This window comes from Sporosarcina sp. P26b, assembly GCF_002743245.1.
Taxonomy (GTDB): domain Bacteria; phylum Bacillota; class Bacilli; order Bacillales_A; family Planococcaceae; genus Sporosarcina; species Sporosarcina ureae_C.
Genome location: NZ_PDYW01000017.1, coordinates 19,575 through 42,365, shown reverse-complemented (window position 1 = coordinate 42,365; position 22,791 = coordinate 19,575). Strand labels below are relative to the sequence as shown.

Annotated in this window: 21 protein-coding genes; 16 read left to right on the top strand and 5 right to left on the bottom strand. The window is 43.3% G+C overall.

Translation table 11 applies throughout. The features are described from left to right. Positions 1 to 290: 290 nt before the first annotated feature. Positions 291 to 845: a competence protein ComK gene (locus CSV69_RS12775; RefSeq protein ID WP_099693609.1), complete on the top strand. Its 555-nt coding sequence runs from the start codon at positions 291 to 293 to the stop codon at positions 843 to 845. A gap of 624 nt (positions 846 to 1,469) precedes the next feature. On the opposite strand, the gene CSV69_RS12770 is transcribed toward CSV69_RS12775, so the two are convergent. The 5 genes from CSV69_RS12770 to CSV69_RS12750 all read right to left on the bottom strand — a co-directional run bounded on the left by CSV69_RS12770 (position 1,470) and on the right by CSV69_RS12750 (position 7,163). Next, complete coding sequence (locus CSV69_RS12770) at positions 1,470 to 1,967, bottom strand: sigma-70 family RNA polymerase sigma factor (protein ID WP_099693608.1); 498 nt, start codon at positions 1,965 to 1,967, stop codon at positions 1,470 to 1,472. 677 nt (positions 1,968 to 2,644) lie between these two features. Next, a complete protein-coding gene (locus CSV69_RS12765) occupies positions 2,645 to 4,627 on the bottom strand; it encodes a methyl-accepting chemotaxis protein (protein WP_099693607.1) in 1,983 nt (660 codons plus the stop codon). Positions 4,628 to 4,766: 139 nt separating this feature from the next. Continuing rightward, entirely contained in the window at positions 4,767 to 4,928 is a 162-nt protein-coding gene (locus CSV69_RS12760; RefSeq protein ID WP_085428425.1) for a YjcZ family sporulation protein, read from the bottom strand. A gap of 25 nt (positions 4,929 to 4,953) precedes the next feature. Then, entirely contained in the window at positions 4,954 to 5,082 is a 129-nt protein-coding gene (locus CSV69_RS12755) for a YjcZ family sporulation protein (RefSeq protein ID WP_083035222.1), read from the bottom strand. Positions 5,083 to 5,195: 113 nt separating this feature from the next. Beyond that, a complete protein-coding gene (locus tag CSV69_RS12750) occupies positions 5,196 to 7,163 on the bottom strand; it encodes a methyl-accepting chemotaxis protein (protein WP_085428426.1) in 1,968 nt (655 codons plus the stop codon). Positions 7,164 to 7,390: 227 nt separating this feature from the next. Between CSV69_RS12750 and flaG the strand changes: the two genes are divergently transcribed. The 15 genes from flaG (at position 7,391) to CSV69_RS12670 (ending at position 22,750) form a co-directional block, all read left to right on the top strand. Continuing rightward, a complete protein-coding gene (gene flaG, locus CSV69_RS12745; RefSeq protein ID WP_099625803.1) occupies positions 7,391 to 7,765 on the top strand; it encodes a flagellar protein FlaG in 375 nt (124 codons plus the stop codon). 20 nt (positions 7,766 to 7,785) lie between these two features. Beyond that, positions 7,786 to 9,357, top strand: coding sequence for a flagellar hook-associated protein 2 (locus CSV69_RS12740; protein ID WP_099693606.1), 1,572 nt, complete (start codon positions 7,786 to 7,788; stop codon positions 9,355 to 9,357). 33 nt (positions 9,358 to 9,390) lie between these two features. Continuing rightward, the gene (gene fliS, locus CSV69_RS12735; RefSeq protein WP_099625805.1) at positions 9,391 to 9,792 is read left to right on the top strand and encodes a flagellar export chaperone FliS; all 402 of its coding nucleotides are present in this window, start codon (positions 9,391 to 9,393) and stop codon (positions 9,790 to 9,792) included. Continuing rightward, complete coding sequence (gene fliT / locus CSV69_RS12730; protein ID WP_085428430.1) at positions 9,789 to 10,142, top strand: flagellar protein FliT; 354 nt, start codon at positions 9,789 to 9,791, stop codon at positions 10,140 to 10,142. The genes fliS and fliT overlap by 4 nt, the downstream gene beginning before the upstream one ends. Before the next feature lie 66 nt (positions 10,143 to 10,208). Further along, the gene (locus tag CSV69_RS12725) at positions 10,209 to 10,580 is read left to right on the top strand and encodes a PilZ domain-containing protein (protein WP_085428431.1); all 372 of its coding nucleotides are present in this window, start codon (positions 10,209 to 10,211) and stop codon (positions 10,578 to 10,580) included. 118 nt (positions 10,581 to 10,698) lie between these two features. Next, positions 10,699 to 11,256, top strand: a complete 558-nt coding sequence (gene hpf / locus CSV69_RS12720; RefSeq protein WP_085428432.1) for a ribosome hibernation-promoting factor, HPF/YfiA family — start codon at positions 10,699 to 10,701, stop codon at positions 11,254 to 11,256. Between the two features lie 785 nt (positions 11,257 to 12,041). Next, positions 12,042 to 14,540: a preprotein translocase subunit SecA gene (gene secA, locus CSV69_RS12715; RefSeq protein WP_099693605.1), complete on the top strand. Its 2,499-nt coding sequence runs from the start codon at positions 12,042 to 12,044 to the stop codon at positions 14,538 to 14,540. A 33-nt stretch (positions 14,541 to 14,573) separates the two neighbouring features. Continuing rightward, positions 14,574 to 15,675 (top strand): peptide chain release factor 2 gene (prfB, locus tag CSV69_RS12710; RefSeq protein WP_099626113.1). Its coding sequence is split into 2 segments (ribosomal slippage): positions 14,574 to 14,645 and positions 14,647 to 15,675, totalling 1,101 coding nucleotides; the frame shifts between segments, so codons are not numbered across the junction. Between the two features lie 809 nt (positions 15,676 to 16,484). Continuing rightward, complete coding sequence (cccB, locus tag CSV69_RS12700) at positions 16,485 to 16,829, top strand: cytochrome c551 (protein WP_085428435.1); 345 nt, start codon at positions 16,485 to 16,487, stop codon at positions 16,827 to 16,829. 197 nt (positions 16,830 to 17,026) lie between these two features. Continuing rightward, entirely contained in the window at positions 17,027 to 17,713 is a 687-nt protein-coding gene (ftsE, locus tag CSV69_RS12695; RefSeq protein ID WP_085428436.1) for a cell division ATP-binding protein FtsE, read from the top strand. Next, positions 17,703 to 18,587 carry a permease-like cell division protein FtsX gene (ftsX, locus tag CSV69_RS12690; RefSeq protein ID WP_085428437.1) on the top strand — a complete coding sequence of 295 codons (885 nt, stop codon included), beginning with the start codon at positions 17,703 to 17,705 and terminating at the stop codon, positions 18,585 to 18,587. Before ftsE ends, ftsX begins: the two co-directional genes overlap by 11 nt. A 28-nt stretch (positions 18,588 to 18,615) precedes the next feature. Next, positions 18,616 to 19,941 carry a murein hydrolase activator EnvC family protein gene (locus tag CSV69_RS12685; RefSeq protein WP_232319542.1) on the top strand — a complete coding sequence of 442 codons (1,326 nt, stop codon included), beginning with the start codon at positions 18,616 to 18,618 and terminating at the stop codon, positions 19,939 to 19,941. A gap of 73 nt (positions 19,942 to 20,014) precedes the next feature. Further along, a complete protein-coding gene (locus tag CSV69_RS12680) occupies positions 20,015 to 20,668 on the top strand; it encodes a hypothetical protein (RefSeq protein ID WP_099693603.1) in 654 nt (217 codons plus the stop codon). Then, complete coding sequence (locus CSV69_RS12675) at positions 20,665 to 21,252, top strand: redoxin domain-containing protein (protein ID WP_085428439.1); 588 nt, start codon at positions 20,665 to 20,667, stop codon at positions 21,250 to 21,252. Before CSV69_RS12680 ends, CSV69_RS12675 begins: the two co-directional genes overlap by 4 nt. Before the next feature lie 70 nt (positions 21,253 to 21,322). Further along, a complete protein-coding gene (locus CSV69_RS12670; RefSeq protein WP_099693602.1) occupies positions 21,323 to 22,750 on the top strand; it encodes a S41 family peptidase in 1,428 nt (475 codons plus the stop codon). Positions 22,751 to 22,791: the final 41 nt, after the last annotated feature.

The window sequence follows — 22,791 nt, the reverse complement described above, 5'->3', positions numbered from 1 at the left end:
TACTTTGTGTTCAATTCATTATGTAAACGCTTACTCTCATGAAAAAATGAATGATTGCAGGTCAATAACTGAAGCACTATTTATTGGCCTGTTTTTTGTGCGTGTTCGTATTTGTCTGAAAGGAGGTGAAAAGCATTGTGTCACCTAGTGGAAACAGAAAACCCCCGAGTGCTTATGTCATGCGAGACACACTCGAGGATCAACAGCTGGTGTATACCAACCTAGTGTTAGTATACCCCTTAATTCCACTTATCGAAAGGTATTTATATAAAAAAGGGGGATAATGGGAAATGAATGAGGAAACGAAGTCAATAATTACACCCGGTACAAGTCTGGTTTATCCGTATTATAATGATGAGGGAAAGTTATGTGCTGTGTTGCTGAAAGATAGTGATTTTGTTTTAGTAGACACTAGTCCAACTGCGGTAGTGGACTTAAGTATGCAATATTTTGGTACGAGTTTGCGTGGTGGCATTGAAGGTGGCAAAGCATTGATGGGTAGAATCCATATGACGCCTGTGATGGTCAGTGAGAGTTTGGATATGTATTGGTTTCCGAGTCATTCCCCGTCAAGTAATGATTGTGTGTGGTTTTCGCTAGCGCATGTCTTGACGTTCTTGCCAATCGACAAAAACCACACGAAAGTGATATTCCGCGATGGCAATGTGTTTACGGTGAACTGTAGTTATTCATCGTTTCAGAGCAGGTACCAGCGGACGTGTATGTTGAAAAATGGTTTGGTAGCTAGATTCACGCAGATGGCGCTCGGTGTGAAGAAAGGGCATAAGACGTTCTTGATTCGTAAGAAACATCAGCGCGGGAATTATGAGATTACGGATGAGTAAATAGGTTGATACATAGCGTTCCTCTTCGGGGGAGCGCTTTTTCTGTATGCTCATTTATTGAAATGTTTACTGTTTTTCTTGGAGGGGTGGTATACTCAAGGTAATTATGAATGGTTTCGTGAGGTCGTTTGTTTATGAGTGGTCAGGAGGGGAACGATATGTTGTTTGATTTTTTGAAGCCGAAGTGTGAATATTGCAAGAAGCGGACTTCTGTTTATCAGGGGTATTATTTGCCGAATGATAAGAAGATTAAGGTGTGTTCGTCTTGTGCGCGTTTTGCACAGCGTCGTGGGTTTAAGAAGTGGAAAGGGTAAGGTGGTAAGGCAACGTTGATCGACGTTCCAGGTGGACGCTTTCCCGAGGGCGTGGCTTGAGCCTCCTCGTACGCTGCGCTCCCTGCGGGGTCTCAAGGCGCACGCTGATCCTCCGGGAGTCGCCACCTTCCACTTACGATCAACTGGTGTTGTCTTTCAACTTTTATTGTGTAGGGATTTTTAAGACCTAAGATCAAAAGCTGGAAATATAAAAGCAAGAGCTATCCTGTTGGGACTGCTCTTGCTTATTTTTATTTAAGTTAAAAGTTAGTTCTCGAATCAACGGTTTAAATGGGCTCTCATCTTATATTTAACTACTCGTTAGTTTTCCTTTTAGTCGTTTCAGTATACGCTCTCTTCGTTTTTTGATGCCTGGGACGGTGAGGCCGAAGTGGGTAGCGCATTCGGCTTGGGTTTTGTTTTCTACGTATAGTTTGATGAGCAGCTCACGTTCTTCTTTTCTAAGAGCGGTGATGGCTTCGTGTAGTTGGCTGTTTGGATCTTCGGCAAAGTCGCATTGTGCTAGGTGTTCGAGTGTTTCGGTTTCTACCGATGTGTTGACTTCGCTGAATCGGTTTTCCTTTTTTAAGTCGTCTAACATCGCACCGTAGATGGAGCGGTAGGCGAAGGGGGTGAAGTTTCCTTTGGTTGCGTCAAAGCGTGACCATGCCTGGTACAGAGCGAAGCGTCCGGTTTGGCGGAAGCTGTCATAGTCACGATAGATATTTAGTTTTCGTATAATGGCTGAAATCATTGGTTCGTACTGTTGCATCACTTCTTCAAAATTTTCATTCCTCTGGTTCTCCATAAAGCGACCTCTTCAGGTCGTGCACGACACTTTGTATTCCCTGGGTATCTACATAATAGAAAGTCTGGCAAAGGAATACGAATCGGTATTTCATCGTTTTGCCTAGGGGAAAGACATGCTTTTGCGCTAAGGAAAGTAAGTAGTTTGCTTAGATAGTTTTGGTGGAAGGAATGTATTTTAAAAAGTGAAGTGACAGTGAAAGGTTGTGATGTCTATAGAGCCGTTGATTTCCGATCCAGGCGGACGCTTTCCTGCGGGCATGGCTTGAGCCTCCTCGTCACTGCGTTCCTGTGGGGTCTCAAGGCTCATGCTTTTCCCGCGGGAGTCGCCGCCTTCCTCTCCAATCAACTAAGTGTTTCTTCGAAAACGTATGATTGACTTATAAAAGAGGGAAAGTAGAAGTAGATTTATTACTTTGACTAGACTTTTAAAGAAATCCCTAACTAATACCACAACACTCAGTTGATTTTCGTTTTAGGCGGCGACTCCCCGATGGATCAGCCCGATCAGGTGAGACAACCAAAAGAGAGCGCAGCGAACTGGTTGGCTCACCGCGGGCCCATGGGAAAGCGTCCGCCTAAAACGGAAATCAACGTTCCAAAGCGTCACCCTTGCCTTAATAATGTCTTATCACCCCAAAAAAGAAGGACCCGTCTAGTGACGGATCCTCCTTACGGTTACACCTTAAACTGCTCAATAACCTCTGATAACTTCTCGCTCAGCTCAGTCAACGTTTCCGCAGCCTCTGTCACCGACTGAATCGCACGTAACTGCTCTTCCGAAGACGCGCTAACTTCCTCACATGCTGCTGCCGTCTCTTGCGACGTAGCCGACATCGTTTGGATCGTCATCGCGACCTCATCTTTATGCGTCGCGACCAATCGAATTTCATTGGACACGGTATGGATCGACTCTTGCATTGTGTCCATGAGAGAAGATAACTCTCCGAACGTATTCTCCGTATCACCCACAACGACGCCTTGATCGCGGAATGTGCTGATCGTTTCCTGCATCTGTTGCGACACGATCTGTGATTCTTTTTGTAACTCTTCTATCGTTACTTTGACATCGTCTGTTGCACGTGCCGATTGTTCTGCGAGTGTGCGAACTTCTTCAGCTACGACGGCGAATCCTTTGCCGTGTTCTCCTGCTCTAGCCGCCTCAATGCTTGCGTTTAGCGCTAAAAGATTCGTTTGCTTGGAAATGTTCATGATCGTTTCCATGACACTACCGATCGCTTGTACTTTTCCGCCAAGTGAATGAATGTCGCTTGACATCTCTTCTAGTTTTTCGCTCGTTGTCGTAAACGAAGACTTCAGTGCGCCCATTTGTTGTTGGCCGTTATCGTTTTGGATGCCGGTTTGCGTGGCAATGTCCAGCATTGCTTCTGCTTTTTCGCGAATTTCATTGATTTCTTGACCGAGAAGCTCCGTACGCTCTGTCGCAGTCTCGGAATCTTCCGCTGATTGTGCAGCACCTTGCGCAATTTCACCGACCGCCGTGGCGACTTCGTTACTTGCGGCACTTGTTTCTTCGGACACCGCACTCAAACTTTCTGAGTTCGATCGGACGTGATCGGCTGATGTTTGGACGACGCTGATAATGTCGTTCATGTTTTGCACCATATGATTGAAATCACGGCTCAGTTCACCGATTTCATCTGTGCTTTGATTATCTGACCGGACTGTTAGATCTCCACCTGATACTTGCGCCATCAAATCTTTGACAGTATCGAGAGGCTTCAGTAAACGGCTAATCGTAATGAATAGACCGACGAATGTGAGAAGCAATGTAACCAACGCAATGATTAGCATGGAGTTGCGCAATGAATGTGCCATCGCATTTAGCTTAGGTTCTTCGTAGACTGCACCGACCTTCCAATTAAACTCGGGAATCGTTGTATAAATATTGCGCTTGTCGATACCTTGATCATCGGTGTATTCGATGACGCCACTGTCCGCATCATACATTTTTTTGAAATGTGCTTCGTTTGTTACATCCGTTCCTGATTTGGACGGGTGAACGATAGCTAGTCCTTGATCATCGAGCAATACGGGATAGCCGTTAAATCCGATATCGCGGCTCGCTATTTCGTCTGTTAATGCGCTCAGTTCAATATCCATTCCAAGAGCCCCGACAAACGTACCGTTGATCAGAATGGCTTTGGAAGCAGTAATGACAAACTGATTGGTTGTATCATCCAAATACGGCTCTGTCCATTGCACTTCGTCTGGATGTTCTTGCGCTAATTGATACCAGTTTCGCGTCGTCGGATCATAATCCGTTAAATCATCATCCGGCTTAATGACCGTATATTTGGAAGTCAATGAATAATAAACGGCATCTGCACTTGAGTACATAGACAAGAAAGTTTGTAAACGATCCTCTATTTCTTTGACAGTTACCTCTTTTCCATTTTCTCCAGTAAACTCTGTTATGGTGTCAGTCGTTGCCAACAACGCTAGTCCTTGTTCATACTTGTCCATAAAGTGATATACTCCGAAACCCATTTCACTAATGATGGCATTACTTGAATCAATGGCATTGGCCATGGACTGTTTCTTCGCTTGATCATTGGTCATCCAAGTCATTAAGGCGATACCTAAAATGAATAAAATGATAGCGGTTAAGATAATCTTCGTTTTTATTGACCGTAACAAATGGTGTTCAGCTCCTTCTTAGATGTGTGATGCTATATTGTACCTAACTTGTTATCGGCTAAATTTCCTATGTATTGATGGTTTTATAAAGAAAAATGAAGAAACCTGTCGAAAAATCGACAGGTTTCTTTTTAAAGGCTTATAGGCAAGCGGCGCCTACAATAATGAGTAAGATAAATAATACGACAATCAATGCGAATCCGCTACCGCATGAGCCGTAAGATCCACCAGACCCACCCGTTTCACAACCAGATCCACCGTAACCGCCACCACCGTGTCCATATCCACCGAATCCAAACATGTCTCCACCTCCATTTTTTAAGTAATTAACAGCCGTAACCCATAAATCCTGCACCGACAATGATCAATAAGATAAACAGAACAACGATCATTGAAAAGCCGAAGCCACCATCATAACCGCCACCGTACCCAGATCCTTTAACTGATTCTCCCATATTGATTTCACCTCCAAATGTGGAACTACCCTTATTCTATGCAGAGATTCTCAGAGTGCCTTGGCTTTTATAAAAAAATCCGCCAATCCTTTAAAAAGGAGAGGCGGATGTTGTTAGATTTTGAAGCGTTCCACTGCATCACTAAGGTCTTCGCTCAATTGCGTCAAGGCTTCAGCCGCTTCTGCAACGGAGCCGATCGCGTAGAGTTGTTCATCTGAAGAAGCACTTACTTCTTCACAAGCCGCTGCAGATTGTTCTGTAGTCGACAATAACACTTGAATTTGCTCAGAGACATCGTTTTTATGAACGTCCATTTCTTGAAGAGCGGTAGTAACTTGATTAATTCGAGATTGCATATCACCGATAAAGCTAGAAATTCTTTCGAAAATTCCTTCTGTATCTGTTACGACCGTACTTTGACGCTCGAATGTATCGCGTGTGCTGTTCATTTGTTCGATCACATGTTGCGTCCCGTTTTGCAGTTCATGAATTGTCGAACGCACTTGTTCAGCCGATCTTGCAGATTGTTCCGCGAGTTGACGCACTTCGTCTGCGACCACTGCGAAGCCTTTGCCATGTTCACCGGCTCTGGCTGCTTCAATACTTGCATTTAACGCGAGTAAATTGGTCTGAGAAGAGATCGCGGTAATCGCGTCGATGACGGAACTGATCGCCTTCACTTTATCTTCCAAAGAGCCAATCATGCCGCCCATTTGCTGTAAGTCTTGATTCCAGTTATTGAATGAAGAGCTTAAAATACTCATTTGCGCTCGACCGTCCGTATTGAAAGATACAGCTTCCGTTGCCAGGCCTGCCATTTCACTAGCGGTTGTATTGGCAAAATGAATTTGTTGATTCAATAAATCCGCGCGTGTCGTGACCGTTTCCGCGTTTTCCGCGGACTTCACAACCCCTCGAGTAATTTCCGCCAAAGCACTAGCAATTTCTTCGCTTGTCGCATTCGTTTCTTCTGATACTGCACTTAAATTTTGTGAACTCGCAAGCACATTGGAAGCGGAATGCGTCACGGTTGTAATCAGGCCGTTCATTTGGTCAAGCATCTTATCGAAGCCTTTGCCAAGTTCTCCAATTTCATCGTTCGAATGAATGTTGGCACGAACCGTTAGATCACCATCGGCTACTTGTTGCACCGTATCTTGCAGTCGGAAAATAGGTTTCAATACGCGGCTGATGAAAATGAAAAGAATGATTGCGAGTATAGCGAGTGTGACGATGGCCGCAACGATCATCACATTTCGTAAGCCAGCTGCAAGGGATTGCATGTTTTTCTGGTCGTAGATCACACCAAGCTTCCAGTCGAAATTCGGAATCGTCGTGAACATATCGACTTTTTTAACTCCGTCTTGCTCGAATGTGTGATGTCCTGCTGCTTCTTTATACATTTTGGCCACGTACGCGCGATCCATGACATTTTCCCCAATGAGCGACGGGTGGGCGATAGCTGTCCCTTCAGAATCGAGAATGAATGCATAACCGCCATGGGGAATATTCGTTGCGGAAATATCTTTAGACATCGTCGACAGTTGAATATCGATTCCAGCTACACCGACGAATTCATTTCCATTCATGACGGCTTTTGCAGCACTTATTACGAAATTGCCCGTTGCTTCATCAATGTAAGGCTTGGTCCAATGTACTACTTTCGTGTCCGCTACTGCTTTTTGATACCATTCTCGTGGAGTGGGATCGAAGCCCGTCAAATCCACGTAAGGACGAATTATCGTTTCTTTTGTCGCGAATGACAGATAAGTACTTGAAACATCTGGATAAGTATCCAACGTGTTACTGAGTGCTTTGATAACTTCGGCTTTACCGGTAGTGGCGGATGCGTTCGTGTAGTCCGATGAATCCGTCAGCAACTCCAGTCCTTTGCTGTATTGACGCAAATCCGCTTCAATGGATTCGCTCATTTCGGAAAGTAACGTACTGCTTGATTCGATGATGTTTTTCTCTGTCCGTTCCTTAACTAACCAGCTACTGATTCCAGTCATTGTCAGGATGCCTCCAGCAACTAGGACGAGGACAAGAAGGATCATTTTCGTTTTGATGGAATGAATCATGGATGTATGCTCCTTTACTCTTATAGATTGTTCTTATCATACATTACTTTTGACTGTTCTAATAGTCTGAATTTCATAACTTTGAAAATTTTATTGAGTAGTAGACAGATAAAGTGAAAAAAGTGGCGAGAACGTAAAGAAGAATATGCCATGCTGTACTTAACATCCGCTAATTGAATCCGATACTATAAGTAACGATTGTTCGATTAAAGACGGGGGGTACGAGTATGGTCAGCCGAATTGGCGACGGCCCCGCAACGCAACCAGTGAAATCATCTTATGAGAGTGGGTCCGTTGAAAACAAAATAGTAGTGGCAAACATTCAACCCATGGGTCAGCCAGCAGAACAGGCGACACCAGAACAGAAAGCGGAGTTGTCCAAGAGTGAAGCGAAAAAATTAACGGAAGGCATGAACAAATTCCTCGACAGTGTCAATGTTCAGTTACGCTTCAAATTTCATGAGAAACTAAATGAATATTACGTTACGATCATCGACCCTGAAACAGAAGAGGTAATTCGTGAAATACCTCCGAAGAAATTGCTCGACATACATGCAGCCATGAAAGACTTCATTGGATTGCTAATCGATAAAAAAATATAACAAAAAAGGTGTGAGGCACGATGAGAATCGGTGGATTGGCATCGGGAATCGATACAGAATCAATCATTAGAGACATGATGAAAGCACATCGAATCCCACTTGATAAAATTACGCAAAAGAAACAATACACACAGTGGCAGCTAGACGACTATCGTTCCACGAACCGCGACTTGAGAAAATCAAGTGACAAACTGTTTGATACGGTTATGAAGCAGAGTACCTATATGCAGAAAAATGTCAGTGTTTCGGATGAGAAGGCGGTTAGTATAACGGCAAAAGCTTCTACTTCTGACTTTTCGGGGACTATTGAAGTAAAAAGATTAGCTAAACAAGCGACTCTTCAAGGTGGCGTACTTAAGCTTGGTGCAGACGGGGCAAAGCTGACAGACGAGGAAGTAAAGACAAAAACGCTTACAGAATTAGGAATTGCTGGTGACCAAAAACTAACAATAACGGACCCGTCAGGTAAAGCAACTACAATAGATATAAAGGACACTGAAACTTTGGATTCTGTATTGAAACGGATAAATGAGAAAACCGGTGTCAGTGCTTTTTATGATTCCTCATCTGGTAAAATAGCGATGAGTGCTAAGAATAGTGGAGCAGGAGAAATATTGATTACCAGTTCAACTTCAGGTGAAGATTCCTTTGTAAATAAATTAAGGTTAAATGCTCCACCAGCACCGCCTTGGGATGCGCCCGTTCCTCCACCGAACGACGAACCTAGGTCTGCAGCAGGTGTAGATGCGAAGTTTACCTTTAATGGTCTAGAAACAACACGGGCATCTAACACTTTTACAATTAATGGTTTTGAAGTATCTCTCAAACAAAAAACTGATTCTCCAGTTTCCTTCAGTTCTTCTACTAATACCGAAAAGGTTTTTGACTCGGTAGTGGAGTTCGTCAACGACTACAACGAAATGATTGAAAAGCTAAATAGCAAGATTAAAGAAAAAGAATTTAAATCATTCCATCCTCTTTCTGCCGAAGAAAAATCGGATATGAAAGAAAAGGAAATTGAGCTTTGGGAAGAAAAAGCGAAGAGCGGAACAATGAAGGGCGATCCCGCAATTTCCTCCATGTTAAATAATTTACGTTCAATAATGACTACAACGGTAAATACTACTGATAAAGATGGTAAGAGTGTTGGTGATGATGGAAAACCAATCACAATCAGCCTGAAAGATCTAGGTATCGAGACTACCAAAAACTATTTGGATAATGGTAAATTAACGATAAATGAAGATAAACTACGTGAAAAAATTTCAGAAAATCCAAATGCAGTTTATGATTTAATCGGTAAAAGCAATACTGATCCTAAACAGGGAGGAATTGCACAACAATACCGTACTGAATTACAAGACGCACAAAAGAAAATCACAGTAAAAGCAGGTAGTTCTACTGCTGTCAACGATACATTTGCTCTCGGTCGTTCTTTGAAAAACATGGACAAACAAATCGAGCGCTTTGAAACGAAGCTACAGATGATGGAAAGTCGTTACTACAAGCAGTTTAACGCGATGGAGCAAGCGATCCAGCGAGCGAATTCCCAGTCTGCGGCGTTGATGAGTTCACTTGGCGGCGGCATGTAACGCAACTTTGCTAGAAAAAGGAGATTGACATAAATGGCTACTAACAACCCTTATGCAGCATATCAGACGAATACGGTGACGACTTCTACGCCTGGCGAGTTGACGTTAATGCTTTATAACGGATGTCTAAAATTTATTCAGCAAGGCAAGATGGAGCTGGCTAAAGGCAATCTGGAACAAAAGAATATTGCGATTCAAAAAGCACAGGCGATCGTAACTGAATTAATGCTGACATTGGATACGTCTTATGAAGTATCCAAAAACATGCTCGTTTTGTATGAGTTCGTCAACAGCCGCCTAATCGACGGAAATATCCAAAATGATCCGGCTCTGTTTGAAGAAGCTGCGGGCATCATAACTGAATTCCGCGACACGTGGAAGCAGGTCATTCAAATTAATCGTTCGAAGCAATATTCGAACGTGAGTGAAATATGATCCGACCTGCAATGACGATGTGGCATGAGCGTTCTCTTCTATTGATATCGCTAGTGAAAGAAACCGATGAAGAAAAGCGTGATGAAGTTATTGAGAAAATCGAGAAAGTTCTCGATGAACGTGATTTGCTGCAGTCACAAATTACTCAACCTTTTACAGCGGAAGAAGACGAATTTGGGGCAGAATTAATTCGCCTAGAAAAAGAAGTACAAACTAGTCTAGATCACTTCACCAATGAAATTCGTACAAATATTTCACAATCACAAGCCAAAAAAGAAAACATGAATAACTATGTGAATCCATATGGTAAAATGTCTCAAGATGGTGCGTATTTCGATTCGAAGCACTAATAACCGGAAGAGAGCAATCTCTTTCGGCTTTTTACATAGTGAAATTTAAATGAAGGGAAACGTCCTATGCGCTATAATCGCCACGACTACTTTCGGTATCCATTCGATCCATACATACCCGCAACATTCCGTATACAATTAAATAATGAACAAAAAAGCTTATCTAACGAAGGGCAATGCGAAATTGTAGACATCAGTACAGGTGGCGTGAAATTTGTCACTAATTTGGATTTACCTGTGCGATCGGAAATTTTAGCCCTGCAATTGGAGTTCACAATTTTTAAGCACCCGTTTGAAATTTTAGGAAACGTAGCTTGGAAAACACAAACCGAATACGGATTTGAATACGGTTTCGAGTTTGGTGAAGATCAAAAAGTCGATACATTAATCACCGAAGAATTAAAACATCATGCTCGAAAAGTGAAAGAAACCGAGTGAAACCAACCTAAATCAGAAGTTTCTTTACAATTCTGCATTATTCTTAAGTTTTGAGAAGGTATTTAAGGGTACTATGAAGAAGTAAGGTAGTGATGGTTTAAATAAAGGAGGAGTTCATATGTTAGACTTCAATATTCGCGGTGAAAACGTCGAGGTAACTCCGGCGATCAGAGAGTACGTTGAAAAGAAAGTTGAAAAACTAGAGCGTTATTTTTCAGAAGGTGTAAACGCTACAGCAAATGTTAACTTGAAAGTTTATAGTGATAAACAAACAAAAGTGGAAATTACAATTCCGATGAAGAATTTGACACTTCGCGCAGAGGAGCGTCACAACGATATGTATGCAGCTGTTGATTTAATCGTCGACAAGCTAGAGCGTCAAATTCGTAAATATAAAACACGTGTTAATCGTAAGTCACGTGAGCGCGAAGGCGTAGCCGCTTTCTTCCAGTCAACTGATAACAATAGTGCTGCAGTAGAGCTAGAGGACGATAATGAGTTCGACGTAGTGCGCACAAAGCAGTTTGATTTGAAGCCAATGGATCAAGAGGAAGCGATTCTTCAAATGAACATGCTGGGCCACAATTTCTTCATCTTCACGGATGCAGAATCTGATGGCACACACATTGTGTATAAGCGTAAAGATGGCAAATACGGCCTAATCGAAACAAACTAATAAGCAACCTAAAAAGTCCAGCCTCGGCTGGGCTTTTTTGTTTTTGAACTTGTTTACGTTTGATATGGTCTTTAAGTTCAAGGGCAAGTGCTTGGGAATTGTGAGTGAATTTGTGTAGGGGGAGGGGATTGAAGCTCCAGCGTCCAGCTTTCGCTCATTGAATCCGTTTAAGCGCTCATAGAACTCATTTTGCGCTCTATAGCACGCACTATCCGCTCTATCAGACGCCACGAGTGCTCATAGATTCATCTAAGTGATCATAGAACCTGGATAACCGCTCATAGCCTCGAAAGCTCAACATTATTTACAATCCTAAGTTTAATGCACAAAAAAAGTATCACCCACTCGCATTGCAAGGGATTGAAGCTCCAGCGTCCAGCTTTCGCTCATAGAATCCATTTAAGCGCTCATAGAACTCATTTTGCGCTCTATCACACGCACAATCCGCTCTATCAGACGCCACGAGTGCTCATAGATTCATCTAAGTGATCATAGAACCTTGATAACCGCTCATAGCCTCGAAATCTCAACATTATTTACAATCCTAAGTTTAATGCACAAAAAAAGTATCATCCACTCGCAAATCCCCACCCAAACACTAAGTACACCCATCCCCGAACAAACTTAGGAAAAATGATACAGCGCACTATTTGCACCTAGCTTTTTACAATGCTAAAATGGAGTGTGACTCAAAAATCTTGAACGAAAACTATGGACCAGACGAAGAACTTACAACTGGCAGGCACGTCCTGCTAATTGATGAAGCTATGAGGATGTGACAATAAATGCTTGGCGTATTGAATAAAATGTTCGACCCAAACAAACGTGACCTAAAACGACTCGAGAAAATTGCCGACCAAGTAGAACTATTGGCTGACGATATGGAAAAACTGTCCGACGAACAACTGACAGCGAAAACAGACGAATTTAAAGAACGCTACCAACAAGGCGAGACGGTCGAAGACTTGCAGCCTGAAGCGTTTGCTGTCGTGCGTGAGGCTTCCCGCCGCGTACTAGGACTCTACCCATTCCGCGTGCAAATCATGGGTGCAGCGGCCCTTAACGAAGGCAATATCGCAGAGATGAAGACCGGTGAAGGTAAGACATTGACTTCAGTACTTGCGGTGTATTTAAATGCCCTGACGTCTAAAGGCGTTCACGTCGTCACTGTCAACGAATACTTGGCAAGTCGTGACGCAGAAGAAATGGGACAATTGTATTCATTCCTCGGCATGAACGTAGGTTTGAACTTGAACAGTATGAGTAAAGAAGAAAAGCGTGAAGCGTATGAAGCCGATGTAACATACAGCACGAACAACGAACTCGGTTTCGACTACTTGCGTGACAATATGGTGCTTTACAATGAACATAAAGTGCAACGCCCGCTTCATTTCGCCGTAATTGACGAAGTCGACTCCATTTTAGTCGATGAAGCACGTACGCCGTTGATCATTTCCGGTCAAGCAGCGAAAGCGCAGGAGCTGTATCGCTTGGCGAACCGCTTTGTGATTACGTTGAAAAAAGAAGAAGACTATTCATTCGATGAGTCGACAAAAGGCGTTGTATTGACGGAGCAAGGTATTGAAGCGGCTGAGAAAGCGTTCAGTATCGACAACTTGTTCGATCTGCAACACGTGACGCTAAACCACGCGATCAACCAGTCATTGAAAGCGCATGTTAGTATGCACAATGACGTAGACTATGTCGTAGAAGAAGGCGAAGTAGTCATCGTTGACTCCTTCACTGGACGTTTGATGAAAGGCCGTCGTTATAGTGACGGGTTACACCAAGCGATTGAAGCGAAAGAAGGACTTGAAGTTCAGAACGAGTCGATGACACTTGCGACGATTACGTTCCAGAACTATTTCCGTATGTATGAAAAGCTGTCCGGGATGACGGGTACAGCGAAGACAGAGGAAGAAGAGTTCCGCAACATCTATAATATGAACGTTATTGCGATCCCGACAAATCGTCCGATTGCTCGTGATGACCGTCCAGACTTAATCTTTGCATCGATGGATGGAAAGTATAAAGCTGTAGCGGAAGATATTAGAGATCGACACGAAAAAGGTCAGCCGGTGCTCGTCGGTACAGTAGCGATTGAAACGTCTGAAATCATTTCAGCTTTCTTGAAAAAATACGGCATTCCACATAATGTCTTGAACGCGAAGAATCACGAGCGTGAAGCCGAAATTATTCAAGACGCTGGTAAAAGAGGCGCTGTTACGATTGCGACGAACATGGCCGGTCGTGGTACCGACATTAAATTGGGTGACCATATCCAAGACGTTGGCGGTTTAGCGGTAATCGGTACAGAACGACATGAGTCTAGACGTATCGATAATCAGCTCCGTGGACGTTCAGGACGTCAAGGTGATCCAGGTGTTACGCAATTTTATCTTTCATTAGAAGATGAATTAATGCGTCGTTTCGGTTCTGAGCAAATGAAATCGATGATGACGAAACTCGGTATGGATGATGAGACTCCGATCCAGTCGAAAATGGTTTCTCGTTCTGTTGAATCTGCCCAGAAACGAGTAGAGGGGAATAACTTTGATTCACGGAAACGTTTATTGCAGTATGACGATGTACTTCGTCAACAGCGTGAAGTAATTTACAAAGAGCGTAATGAAGTTCTTGGTTCAGAAAATATTCGTCCAGTGCTTGAAGGTATGTTGGAGTCGGTTATTGAACGCGTTGTGGCGGTCCACACTGCAGACAATACGGTCTATTCAAAAGGCTTGAAAGACTATCTGGAAGCGAACTTACTGGCTGAAGATACCGTGACGATTGAAGACTTGGAAGGGAAAACACCGGAAGAGTTGCAAACATTTATTCACGAATTGGTCATTGCACGCTATAATGAAAAAGAACAAGAAATGTCCGAAGAGCGTATGCGTGAATTTGAGAAAGTTGTCCTGTTGCGTGCGATTGATACCAAGTGGATGGATCATATCGATGCGATGGATCAACTTCGTAACGGAATTCATTTACGTGCGTATGGACAGAATGATCCGCTTCGTGAATACCAGGCAGAAGGATTTGGAATGTTTGAAGAGATGCTTGTATCGATCGAAAACGATGCGACGAAGTATGTCATGAAGGCTGAAATCCGCAATAACTTGGAGCGCGAAGAAGTAGCAAAAGGTCAAGCGAATAATCCGAAAGAAGACGGCGCACCGGTTGCTAAAAAGCCAATCCGACGCACTGTCAATATCGGCCGCAACGACCCTTGTCCATGTGGCAGCGGTAAGAAGTATAAGAACTGTCACGGCAAAGCATAACGAGAAACAACCACTCAGGAGGAAACAATTATGATGGAATTATCCGATGTTCGCAACGAGTTAGAAAAAACCGCTAAGAAATTAGTGGACTTCAGGGGGTCTCTTTGACTTAGAAAACAAAGAGACTAGCATGCAGGAATTAGATGAAATGATGATGGAGCCGGGCTTCTGGGATGACCAAGACGCTGCTCAGAAAGTCATTTCACAATCGAATGCATTAAAAGATGTAGTAGGCGAATATCACGAGTTAAGCGAGACGCAAGAAAATCTAGAGATGACGCTTGAACTTCTACGTGAAGAAGCTGACGAAGAGTTACAAGAAGACCTTATATCCGAATTAAAAGAGTTCAAAAAGAAGATGGATCAATTCGATCTTCAAATGTTATTAAGCGATGAGTTTGATAAAAATAGTGCAGTAGTTGAAATACACTCAGGCGCAGGCGGCACCGAGTCTCAAGACTGGGCGTCGATGTTGCTTCGCATGTACACGCGCTGGGCAGAGCACCATGGCTTTAAAGTCGAAACACTCGACTATCAAGCAGGGGACGAAGCGGGCGTGAAGTCTGTCACACTCGGAATTAAAGGGCATAATGCGTATGGCTACTTGAAAGCGGAGAAAGGTGTACATCGACTCGTTCGGATCTCACCATTTGACTCTTCAGGCAGACGCCATACATCCTTCTCTTCTATTGAAGTGATGCCGGAGTTTGAAGGCGACATCGAATTGGATCTGAAGTCGGAAGATATTAAGATTGATACGTATCGTTCAAGCGGCGCCGGCGGACAGCACGTTAACACGACGGATTCAGCTGTGCGTATGACTCACCTTCCAACGGGTGCAGTGGTTACGTGTCAGACGGAACGTTCACAGATCAAGAACCGTGAGCGTGCGATGAATCTTTTGAAAGCGAAGATCTACCAGATTCGCGTCGAGGAAGAGGAAGCGCGTTTGGCGGATATCCGTGGCGAGCAGAAGGAAATTGGATGGGGTAGTCAGATCCGTTCTTATGTGTTCCATCCGTATTCTATGGTGAAGGATCACCGTACGAATGAGGAGACGGGTAATGTGAGTTCTGTTATGGATGGCGAGATTGACCAGTTCATCAATGCGTACTTGCGTTCAAGAATTTCGTAATTGTTTAAAGACAGCCCAGCAGGTCAGTTTATCTGACTTGTTGTGGCTGTTTTTCGTTTAAAGGCTGGCAGAGTGTTGGGGTGGGGATTGGCGCTTCGGAGGGGACGCTTTCCTGAGGGTTCGCGGCGAGCCAACCAGTCGCAAGCTCCCTTGGTTGTCTCGCCTGTCGAACTGATCCTCTAGGAGTCGCCCCTCCTACGCGCCAATCCCTTGCATAGTGAGTGGGTGCCACTTTTTGTAGTGTTTTAAAATTTCTAGGCTTTAAAAAATAAAAAAAATGATTTTTCGTATGAAGTAAAGGATTTAGCGCAGGCTACGACTTGGACTTAATCAAAAAAACGAACTAAATGCAATTGATTTTGAAATATTTCAAAGATGTTACAATGTTACAGATTATTACAATGTACGACTTACATCCATCCACTTTATACGTAGGATTGGAACGGAAGCTGGGGGCGACTCCTGGGGAATCAGAGTGATCTTGAGACCCTGGACTGAGCGTAGCGAGGGAAGCGGCTCAAGATTGCTCCCCCGGAAAGCGTCCCCCAGCTGCAGTGGAAATCCCAAACTACTCTCCATTCCCGCCTCTTTATTACAAACATTTCTAATAATAAATGTTTAAGAACCGGATTTTTGGTCAATACTATATTATGTACTCACTACCAAACCGTCCTTTTAGGCTAAATTTAGGCAAATAGCATAATTATCCATGATAATTAGAAACTTTGTCATATCTGGTGCCCATTCACGGTCGTTTTTTGGTATACTACTTGTGTTACAAAAATACAAAGCAAAAGGGAGGATATTACATGAAGAACAAACTACTAGCTACACTTTTCGGAGCAGCACTAGTTCTTGGCGCTTGTGGTGGAGGCGACGATAACGCTTCAGAGCCAAAAGACGACGCTGCAAACGACAACGGCGCAGCTACTACTGAAGTAGATGCAGAAGCAGTTGTACAACAAAGCTGTGCGTCATGTCACGGAGGAAACTTAGAAGGTGGAGCAGGTCCAGCACTTGAGGACGTTGGTGCAAGACTTTCTGAAGAAGAAATCCACGACGTGATCGTTAACGGTAAAGGCGCTATGCCTCCTGGTATTATCCAAGGCGAAGAAGCAGACGCAGTTGCTGCTTGGTTAGCTGAAAAGAAATAATTGATATTACGATCGTTTCCAAGATAACATTGGGAACGATCTTTTTTTGTACATAATTCCGGAAGAAAATCCAAACTTCTACCATTTCGCTAGCTTGATCAATTGATACATAACTGTAATACATGATAGAGTAAAGCCCATGCTATAATAAAAATGGCGAATATGAGAGAAAAACAAAATTCAGGTGGTTATCATGTATGATTGTAATGAAAAATGTATACAAAAAGTACCCGAATGGTGTTATAGCCTCTAACGGAATTCATGTCGAAATCGAAAAAGGGGAATTTGTATATGTCGTTGGTCCAAGTGGTGCAGGTAAATCCACGTTCATCAAAATGATGTACCGTGAAGAAATCCCAACTAGTGGATTGATTTACTTTAACAATACCGAACTAACGAAAATGCAAAGAAAAGATGTCCCTTATTTGAGAAGACAAATTGGCGTGGTGTTTCAGGATTTTAAGCTATTGCCGAAACTGACTGTCTACGAAAATATTGCGTACGCGCTGGAAGTGATCGAAGAATCGCCGAGCGTTATCCGTAAAAAAGTGACAGAAGTGCTGAAATTAGTTGGGCTCACCAAAAAGATGAGAATGTTTCCAAATGAACTGTCAGGTGGAGAACAGCAACGGGTGTCGATTGCACGATCCATCGTCAATCAGCCCACATTAGTCATCGCAGACGAACCGACAGGGAATTTGGATCCGGAGACTTCATGGGAGATCATGAAGATTTTTGAACGTATAAATGCACAAGGTACGACGATTATTATGGCTACACACAATAAAGACATTGTAGATAATCAAAAACATCGGGTGATTCAGATCGAAGGCGGGCTCATCACACGAGATGAGTACGAAGGAGATTACTCAAATGAAATCTAGAACATTACGACGTCATATTCGGGAAAGTTTCAAAAGTCTAAGTCGGAATGGTTGGATGACCTTTGCATCCGTAAGTGCTGTTACCGTGACCTTATTGTTGATCGGTGTGTTCATCGTCATCATGATGAACTTGAATCAACTAGCGGATAACATCGAGAATGATGTGGAAATCAAAGTAGTCGCAGAGCAAAATGCAACTACATCACAAGTTGAGGAACTAATGAAGAAAGTCAAAGAGACCCCAGGCGTTGCCGAGGTCAAGTACTCCTCACGTGAACAGGAATTAAATCAAATGATTCAATCATTTGGTGAAGAGTTTGCGCTATATAAGCAGGACAACCCTCTCGGTGATGCATTATATGTAAAGGCAGATGATCCGAAAAATACGGCATCAGTCGCACTAGAACTCAGCACGTACGATTATACATTTGATGTGGAGTACGGAGAAGGTAAAGTAGAAAAGTTGTTCAATGTACTGAAAATTGGACGAAATGTTGGACTAGGATTGATTTTGGCATTGTTGTTTACGGCAATGTTCCTCATATCGAATACAATTCGACTCACGATCGTGGCACGACGTACCGAAATCGACATTATGAAACTGGTCGGTGCAACGGATAGTTTCGTGCGGATTCCTTTCATGCTCGAAGGAGTGTGGCTTGGGATTTTCGGCGCGATTATACCGATGGTTTTAATGACGACATTTTATTCGCAACTGTATAGTTTCTGGGAAGGTCGTTTGCAAAATGAGTTATTCCATTTGCTTGACCCAAGCCCGTTCTTATTACAATTAAACTTCTTACTGTTATTCGTCGCTGTTTTTATTGGCGTATGGGGCAGTTTCATGTCAGTCCGGAAGTTTTTGAGAGTGTAAGTGTTCGTATCGAAGGGAGAACTAGAATTTGAGAAAGAGAAATCGAATCATTTCAAGTGTCCTTGCGGTTTGCTTGCTGACCACAACGGTCGGCAGTGCAGACGTATTCGCAGACTCTCTGAAAGATCTGCAGAATGAAAAAAAGGCAGCAGAAACTAAAAAGAAAAATTTGGATTCTACTATCCAGAAAAAAGAAACGCAAATACAGGAAAAGCAATCGAAAGTAGATGTGCTGATCAACCAAATTAAGAAACTGAACGACAAGATAGAAGAGACCAATCAAAATATGGACAGAATCATTGCAGAAATGAATAAGACCAAATTAGAGATTGAAGAACTTCAAGCGTCTATTAAAGAATTAGAGATTCGTATCGAGCAGCGGGACGAAGTATTGCGTGAGCGCGTTCGTGTCATGCAAGTCAAAGGCAATAAAGTCAGTTATCTCGACGTGCTTCTCGGTGCCAACAGTTTCGCGGATTTCATTGACCGTTTCTCCGCAGTGACGACACTGATGGACGCGGATCGTAAAATCATTGAACAGCAAGAACAAGATATGGCGCAGTTGGAAGAAGAAAAGAAACTGGTGGAGCAGAAATTAGCTGAACAAGAAGAGCGCCGACAGAAGATCCAGGCGATGAAAGATGAATTGCAGCAAAAGAAACTAGAAAAAAGAGATGTTGTCAATGAACTTGAAAGAAGTCAGGAAAAACTTTCGAGTGAAAAAGGACAATTAGAAGAAGAATACAGCGATACGGTTGAATTCAGCAAAACGTTGGAAAAGAAAATCGTCGCTGAACAAGAGCGTTTGGCTGAAATCGTGAGAAAAGAACAAGCGAGAAAGCTGAAACTTCAACAACAGAAAGAAGCGGCAGCAGCAGCTGCTGTTTCAGCGCAAGGCGGTTCGGCTGATTATTCAGGTCCACTCCCTTCTGTTTCGAGCGGCTTTTGGACAAAACCAACTAGCGGGACCCTCAGTTCAGGATTTGGCTGGCGCATCCATCCAATCACTAAAGTGAAAAAGCAACACCGCGGTATGGATTTAAGTGCACCCTTGGGAACTCCAGTTGTAGCAGCCGGAGATGGTGTTGTATCGTATGCAGGTAGCATGGAAGGCTTTGGGAATGTCATTATGATTACACACTCTGTGAACAATCAGATTTTGACGACGGTTTATGGACATCTTTCTTCGATCGGCACAAGCTCAGGCAAGTCGGTAGGAAAAGGTGAGTTAATAGGAGCGGTTGGTTCGACAGGTTTCTCTACGGGCAATCATTTGCATTTTGAAGTGCACGTTGGCAACTTCTCTGCCACTGGTCCAAGTGCAGTCAACCCATTGCATTACGTTTCTTTTTAATATAGCATGAAATGAAAACCTGCCTGAAAGGGTGGGTTTTCATTTGTTCATAGGGAGAAAAGGGGGATGAGGGATGCCAGTTACGCAGTATTATCCAATCGGCTCGATTACGTTGCCGTCTTCATGGATTGCGCTCATTGCGGGCTTCATAGTTACCTATCTTTTCATTCGATTGTACGTTGGTAAAGTGCATGGCGAACGAGTTAGCAATATATTTTTCAATGTCATCATCATTTGGAAGTTGTCCGTAGTGTTGACGGATTTTTCTATGGTTATTAAAAACCCGTTATCTATTCTATACTTTCACGGCGGCACGTTTGGCTGGATCCTCGGACTGATCGTCGCAGGGTTATTGATAATTCGGCAAGTATATAAAGAGAAGTGGGAACGTAAAGATCAGTGGGCGCTATTACTTGCATTCATTTGCTGGCAAGGGGTCTATCAAATCGCTATGGCGTTTCTGAATGAAGGCAGTCACCTAGCGAAAAGTGGAACCGTACTATTGTTTATCGCTATTTTTCTATTGGCATGTTGGAGCGAACGAAAGAAAGTGAATACGGTCAGCGAGCTTGCAAGTGTATTCGTAGCGGTTCATTTTCTCGTCTCGGCACTGCAAGGAAATGTATTGAATACAGCATGGATCACGACCATTTTCATCGGATTGCTTATGTGGGCAGTAGAGAGAGTGTCTTCGCAACCAATCAGCAGAAGGGAAGAGATAGAGTGAGCAAGAAAACGATTGGATATATTATCACGGCATTAATTATCGGTACGCTGATTTTCATTATGGTGCAAAATAATGCTGGAAAGAAAGAATCGGCTGAAGCACCGGCTTCACAAGTAAATCAACAAGAAGCGTTGCTTGCGGAGGAGGAAGGTTTGGAGCAATATTCACCGGCACCGGACTTTACGCTTGAAACATTGGCGGGCGATACGGTGACACTTTCTGAGTTAAAAGGTAAGAAAGTTATTCTGAATTTCTGGGCGACTTGGTGTCCACCGTGTAAAGCAGAAATGCCGCATATGGAAAGTTTTTATTCGAAATTAACGGATGAAGATCAAGTGGAATTAATCGCTGTGAACGTTACAGAATCAGAGAAGATTGGTATTAGTGAAGTGGAAAAGTTTATCGATTCATATGGATTGAGCTTCCCGATTCCACTGGATAAAAAGGCGGAAGTGACGCAGAAATATGGCGTGTTCTCGATGCCGACAACTTATATGATTGACACAAAAGGTCTCATAGCGCAAAAGATCATTGGACCATTGGATGAAAAAAAGTTGAATGAATTAGTCGATTCTATGGACTGAAAAAAGAGTCTGTTCTCGTGTCGTAACTTCTTGTCTACCTTCATATAGTGGAGGGAGGAGGAGGTTATGAATGCGTAAGAGCAGGCTTTTTTTAGTAGGTGTATTATTGCTGATCGGCGTTATTTGGCTGAATGGCTGCGGTAAGCAGAAAGCTGCACAAAATGAAACGATCAGTCAGCTGCCTGTAGTAGACGAAGTGTTTGAAAAGATTCAGGAGAGAGCCGTATATCCGGTCAAGAAGGACGAGCTGATTGAAGGAGCATTGCGTGGTATGACCGATACGATTGGCGATCCGTATTCTACGTATTTGACTGAGCAAGAAGCTGTGTCTCATCGCGAATCGCTGGCTGCTTCACGTGTCGGAATCGGAGCGGAAGTAACGCGTACAAATGGCAAGTATATTATTGTTGCGCCTATTAAAGGAGGACCAGCAGAAAAAGCCGGATTGCAGCCATATGATGAAATTGTGCGTGTCAACGGCGAACGATTAGGGAATGAAACATTGCGTGACGTAGTGAATAGTATTCGGGGCAAGAAAGGGACGGAAGTGAAGTTGACGATTTTCCGGCCTGAAGCGGATAAGCATATGGAATATACGATTACCCGCGATAACATGCCTGTGCAGTCTGTATCGCATCAACTACTTGAAGAACGGGATGCTAAGCTTGGGTACATAGCGCTAAGCATGTTTGGTGAAGAGACGGCACAAGAGTGGCAAAAAGCTACGTCTGACGTCATTAAAAAAGGCGCTCAAGCGCTCATCATTGATGTGCGCGGTAATCCAGGAGGTTATTTGAAGGCTGTTTCCGAAATTTCCAGCAGTCTATTGGACGAAGATCGAACATTTGTCGTAATGCAAGATGCAAAAGGGAATTTAACCCCTGTTTCAACAGAAAAGAACGAGAACCTTTCATTCAATGAACGGTTGAAAATGATTCCAATTGTTGTCGTTCAAGATGTCGGCAGTGCGTCAGCGAGTGAAGTATTGAGTGCGGCAATCAAAGATTTAAAACGCGGATCAATCATCGGTACTACAAGCTTCGGAAAAGGGACCGTGCAAGAAACGATGGAATTATCGAATGGCGGAGAATTGAAGCTATCGACGAATAAATGGCTAACGCCTAAAGAGAAGTGGATTCACGGTAAAGGGGTCACTGCGGATATTGAAGTGAAGCAAAATAAGTTATTTACAGAGCATTTACAGATGGTGACGGACACAATGAAGGAAGGCCATTTCAATGATGAAATCGCTTATGCGCAACGCATGCTCAAAGCATTTGGTCATCGTCCAGGTAGAACAGATGGCTATTTCGACCAAGAAACGGCAGAGGCTGTACAGGCGTTCCGCACAAAGCATGAAATCAAAGAAGGCTATGATATGGATCGAGAATTCTTTACTACATTGAAAATAGCTGCAGAAGAATATCGAGCGGAGCCAAAGAACGACAAACAATTGCGTATGGCGATTGATTTCCTCATCAATGAACTAGCAAAATAATAGCGGAGGCGGTCTGGCAAGGTCTTGGTGACAAGACTTTA

Excerpts from the sequence above, each read along its gene's own strand:
- secA (WP_099693605.1), top strand. The coding sequence starts at position 12,042 with ATGCTTGGCGTATTGAATAAAATGTTCGACCCAAACAAACGTGACCTA.
- CSV69_RS12775 (WP_099693609.1), top strand. The coding sequence starts at position 291 with ATGAATGAGGAAACGAAGTCAATAATTACACCCGGTACAAGTCTGGTT.
- ftsE (WP_085428436.1), top strand. The coding sequence starts at position 17,027 with ATGATTGTAATGAAAAATGTATACAAAAAGTACCCGAATGGTGTTATA.
- ftsX (WP_085428437.1), top strand. The coding sequence starts at position 17,703 with ATGAAATCTAGAACATTACGACGTCATATTCGGGAAAGTTTCAAAAGT.
- fliT (WP_085428430.1), top strand. The coding sequence starts at position 9,789 with ATGATCCGACCTGCAATGACGATGTGGCATGAGCGTTCTCTTCTATTG.
- cccB (WP_085428435.1), top strand. The coding sequence starts at position 16,485 with ATGAAGAACAAACTACTAGCTACACTTTTCGGAGCAGCACTAGTTCTT.
- CSV69_RS12760 (WP_085428425.1), bottom strand. The coding sequence starts at position 4,928 with ATGTTTGGATTCGGTGGATATGGACACGGTGGTGGCGGTTACGGTGGA.
- CSV69_RS12670 (WP_099693602.1), top strand. The coding sequence starts at position 21,323 with ATGCGTAAGAGCAGGCTTTTTTTAGTAGGTGTATTATTGCTGATCGGC.
- CSV69_RS12750 (WP_085428426.1), bottom strand. The coding sequence starts at position 7,163 with ATGATTCATTCCATCAAAACGAAAATGATCCTTCTTGTCCTCGTCCTA.
- fliS (WP_099625805.1), top strand. The coding sequence starts at position 9,391 with ATGGCTACTAACAACCCTTATGCAGCATATCAGACGAATACGGTGACG.
- CSV69_RS12680 (WP_099693603.1), top strand. The coding sequence starts at position 20,015 with ATGCCAGTTACGCAGTATTATCCAATCGGCTCGATTACGTTGCCGTCT.
- flaG (WP_099625803.1), top strand. The coding sequence starts at position 7,391 with ATGGTCAGCCGAATTGGCGACGGCCCCGCAACGCAACCAGTGAAATCA.
- CSV69_RS12770 (WP_099693608.1), bottom strand. The coding sequence starts at position 1,967 with ATGGAGAACCAGAGGAATGAAAATTTTGAAGAAGTGATGCAACAGTAC.
- CSV69_RS12740 (WP_099693606.1), top strand. The coding sequence starts at position 7,786 with ATGAGAATCGGTGGATTGGCATCGGGAATCGATACAGAATCAATCATT.
- hpf (WP_085428432.1), top strand. The coding sequence starts at position 10,699 with ATGTTAGACTTCAATATTCGCGGTGAAAACGTCGAGGTAACTCCGGCG.
- CSV69_RS12755 (WP_083035222.1), bottom strand. The coding sequence starts at position 5,082 with ATGGGAGAATCAGTTAAAGGATCTGGGTACGGTGGCGGTTATGATGGT.
- CSV69_RS12725 (WP_085428431.1), top strand. The coding sequence starts at position 10,209 with ATGCGCTATAATCGCCACGACTACTTTCGGTATCCATTCGATCCATAC.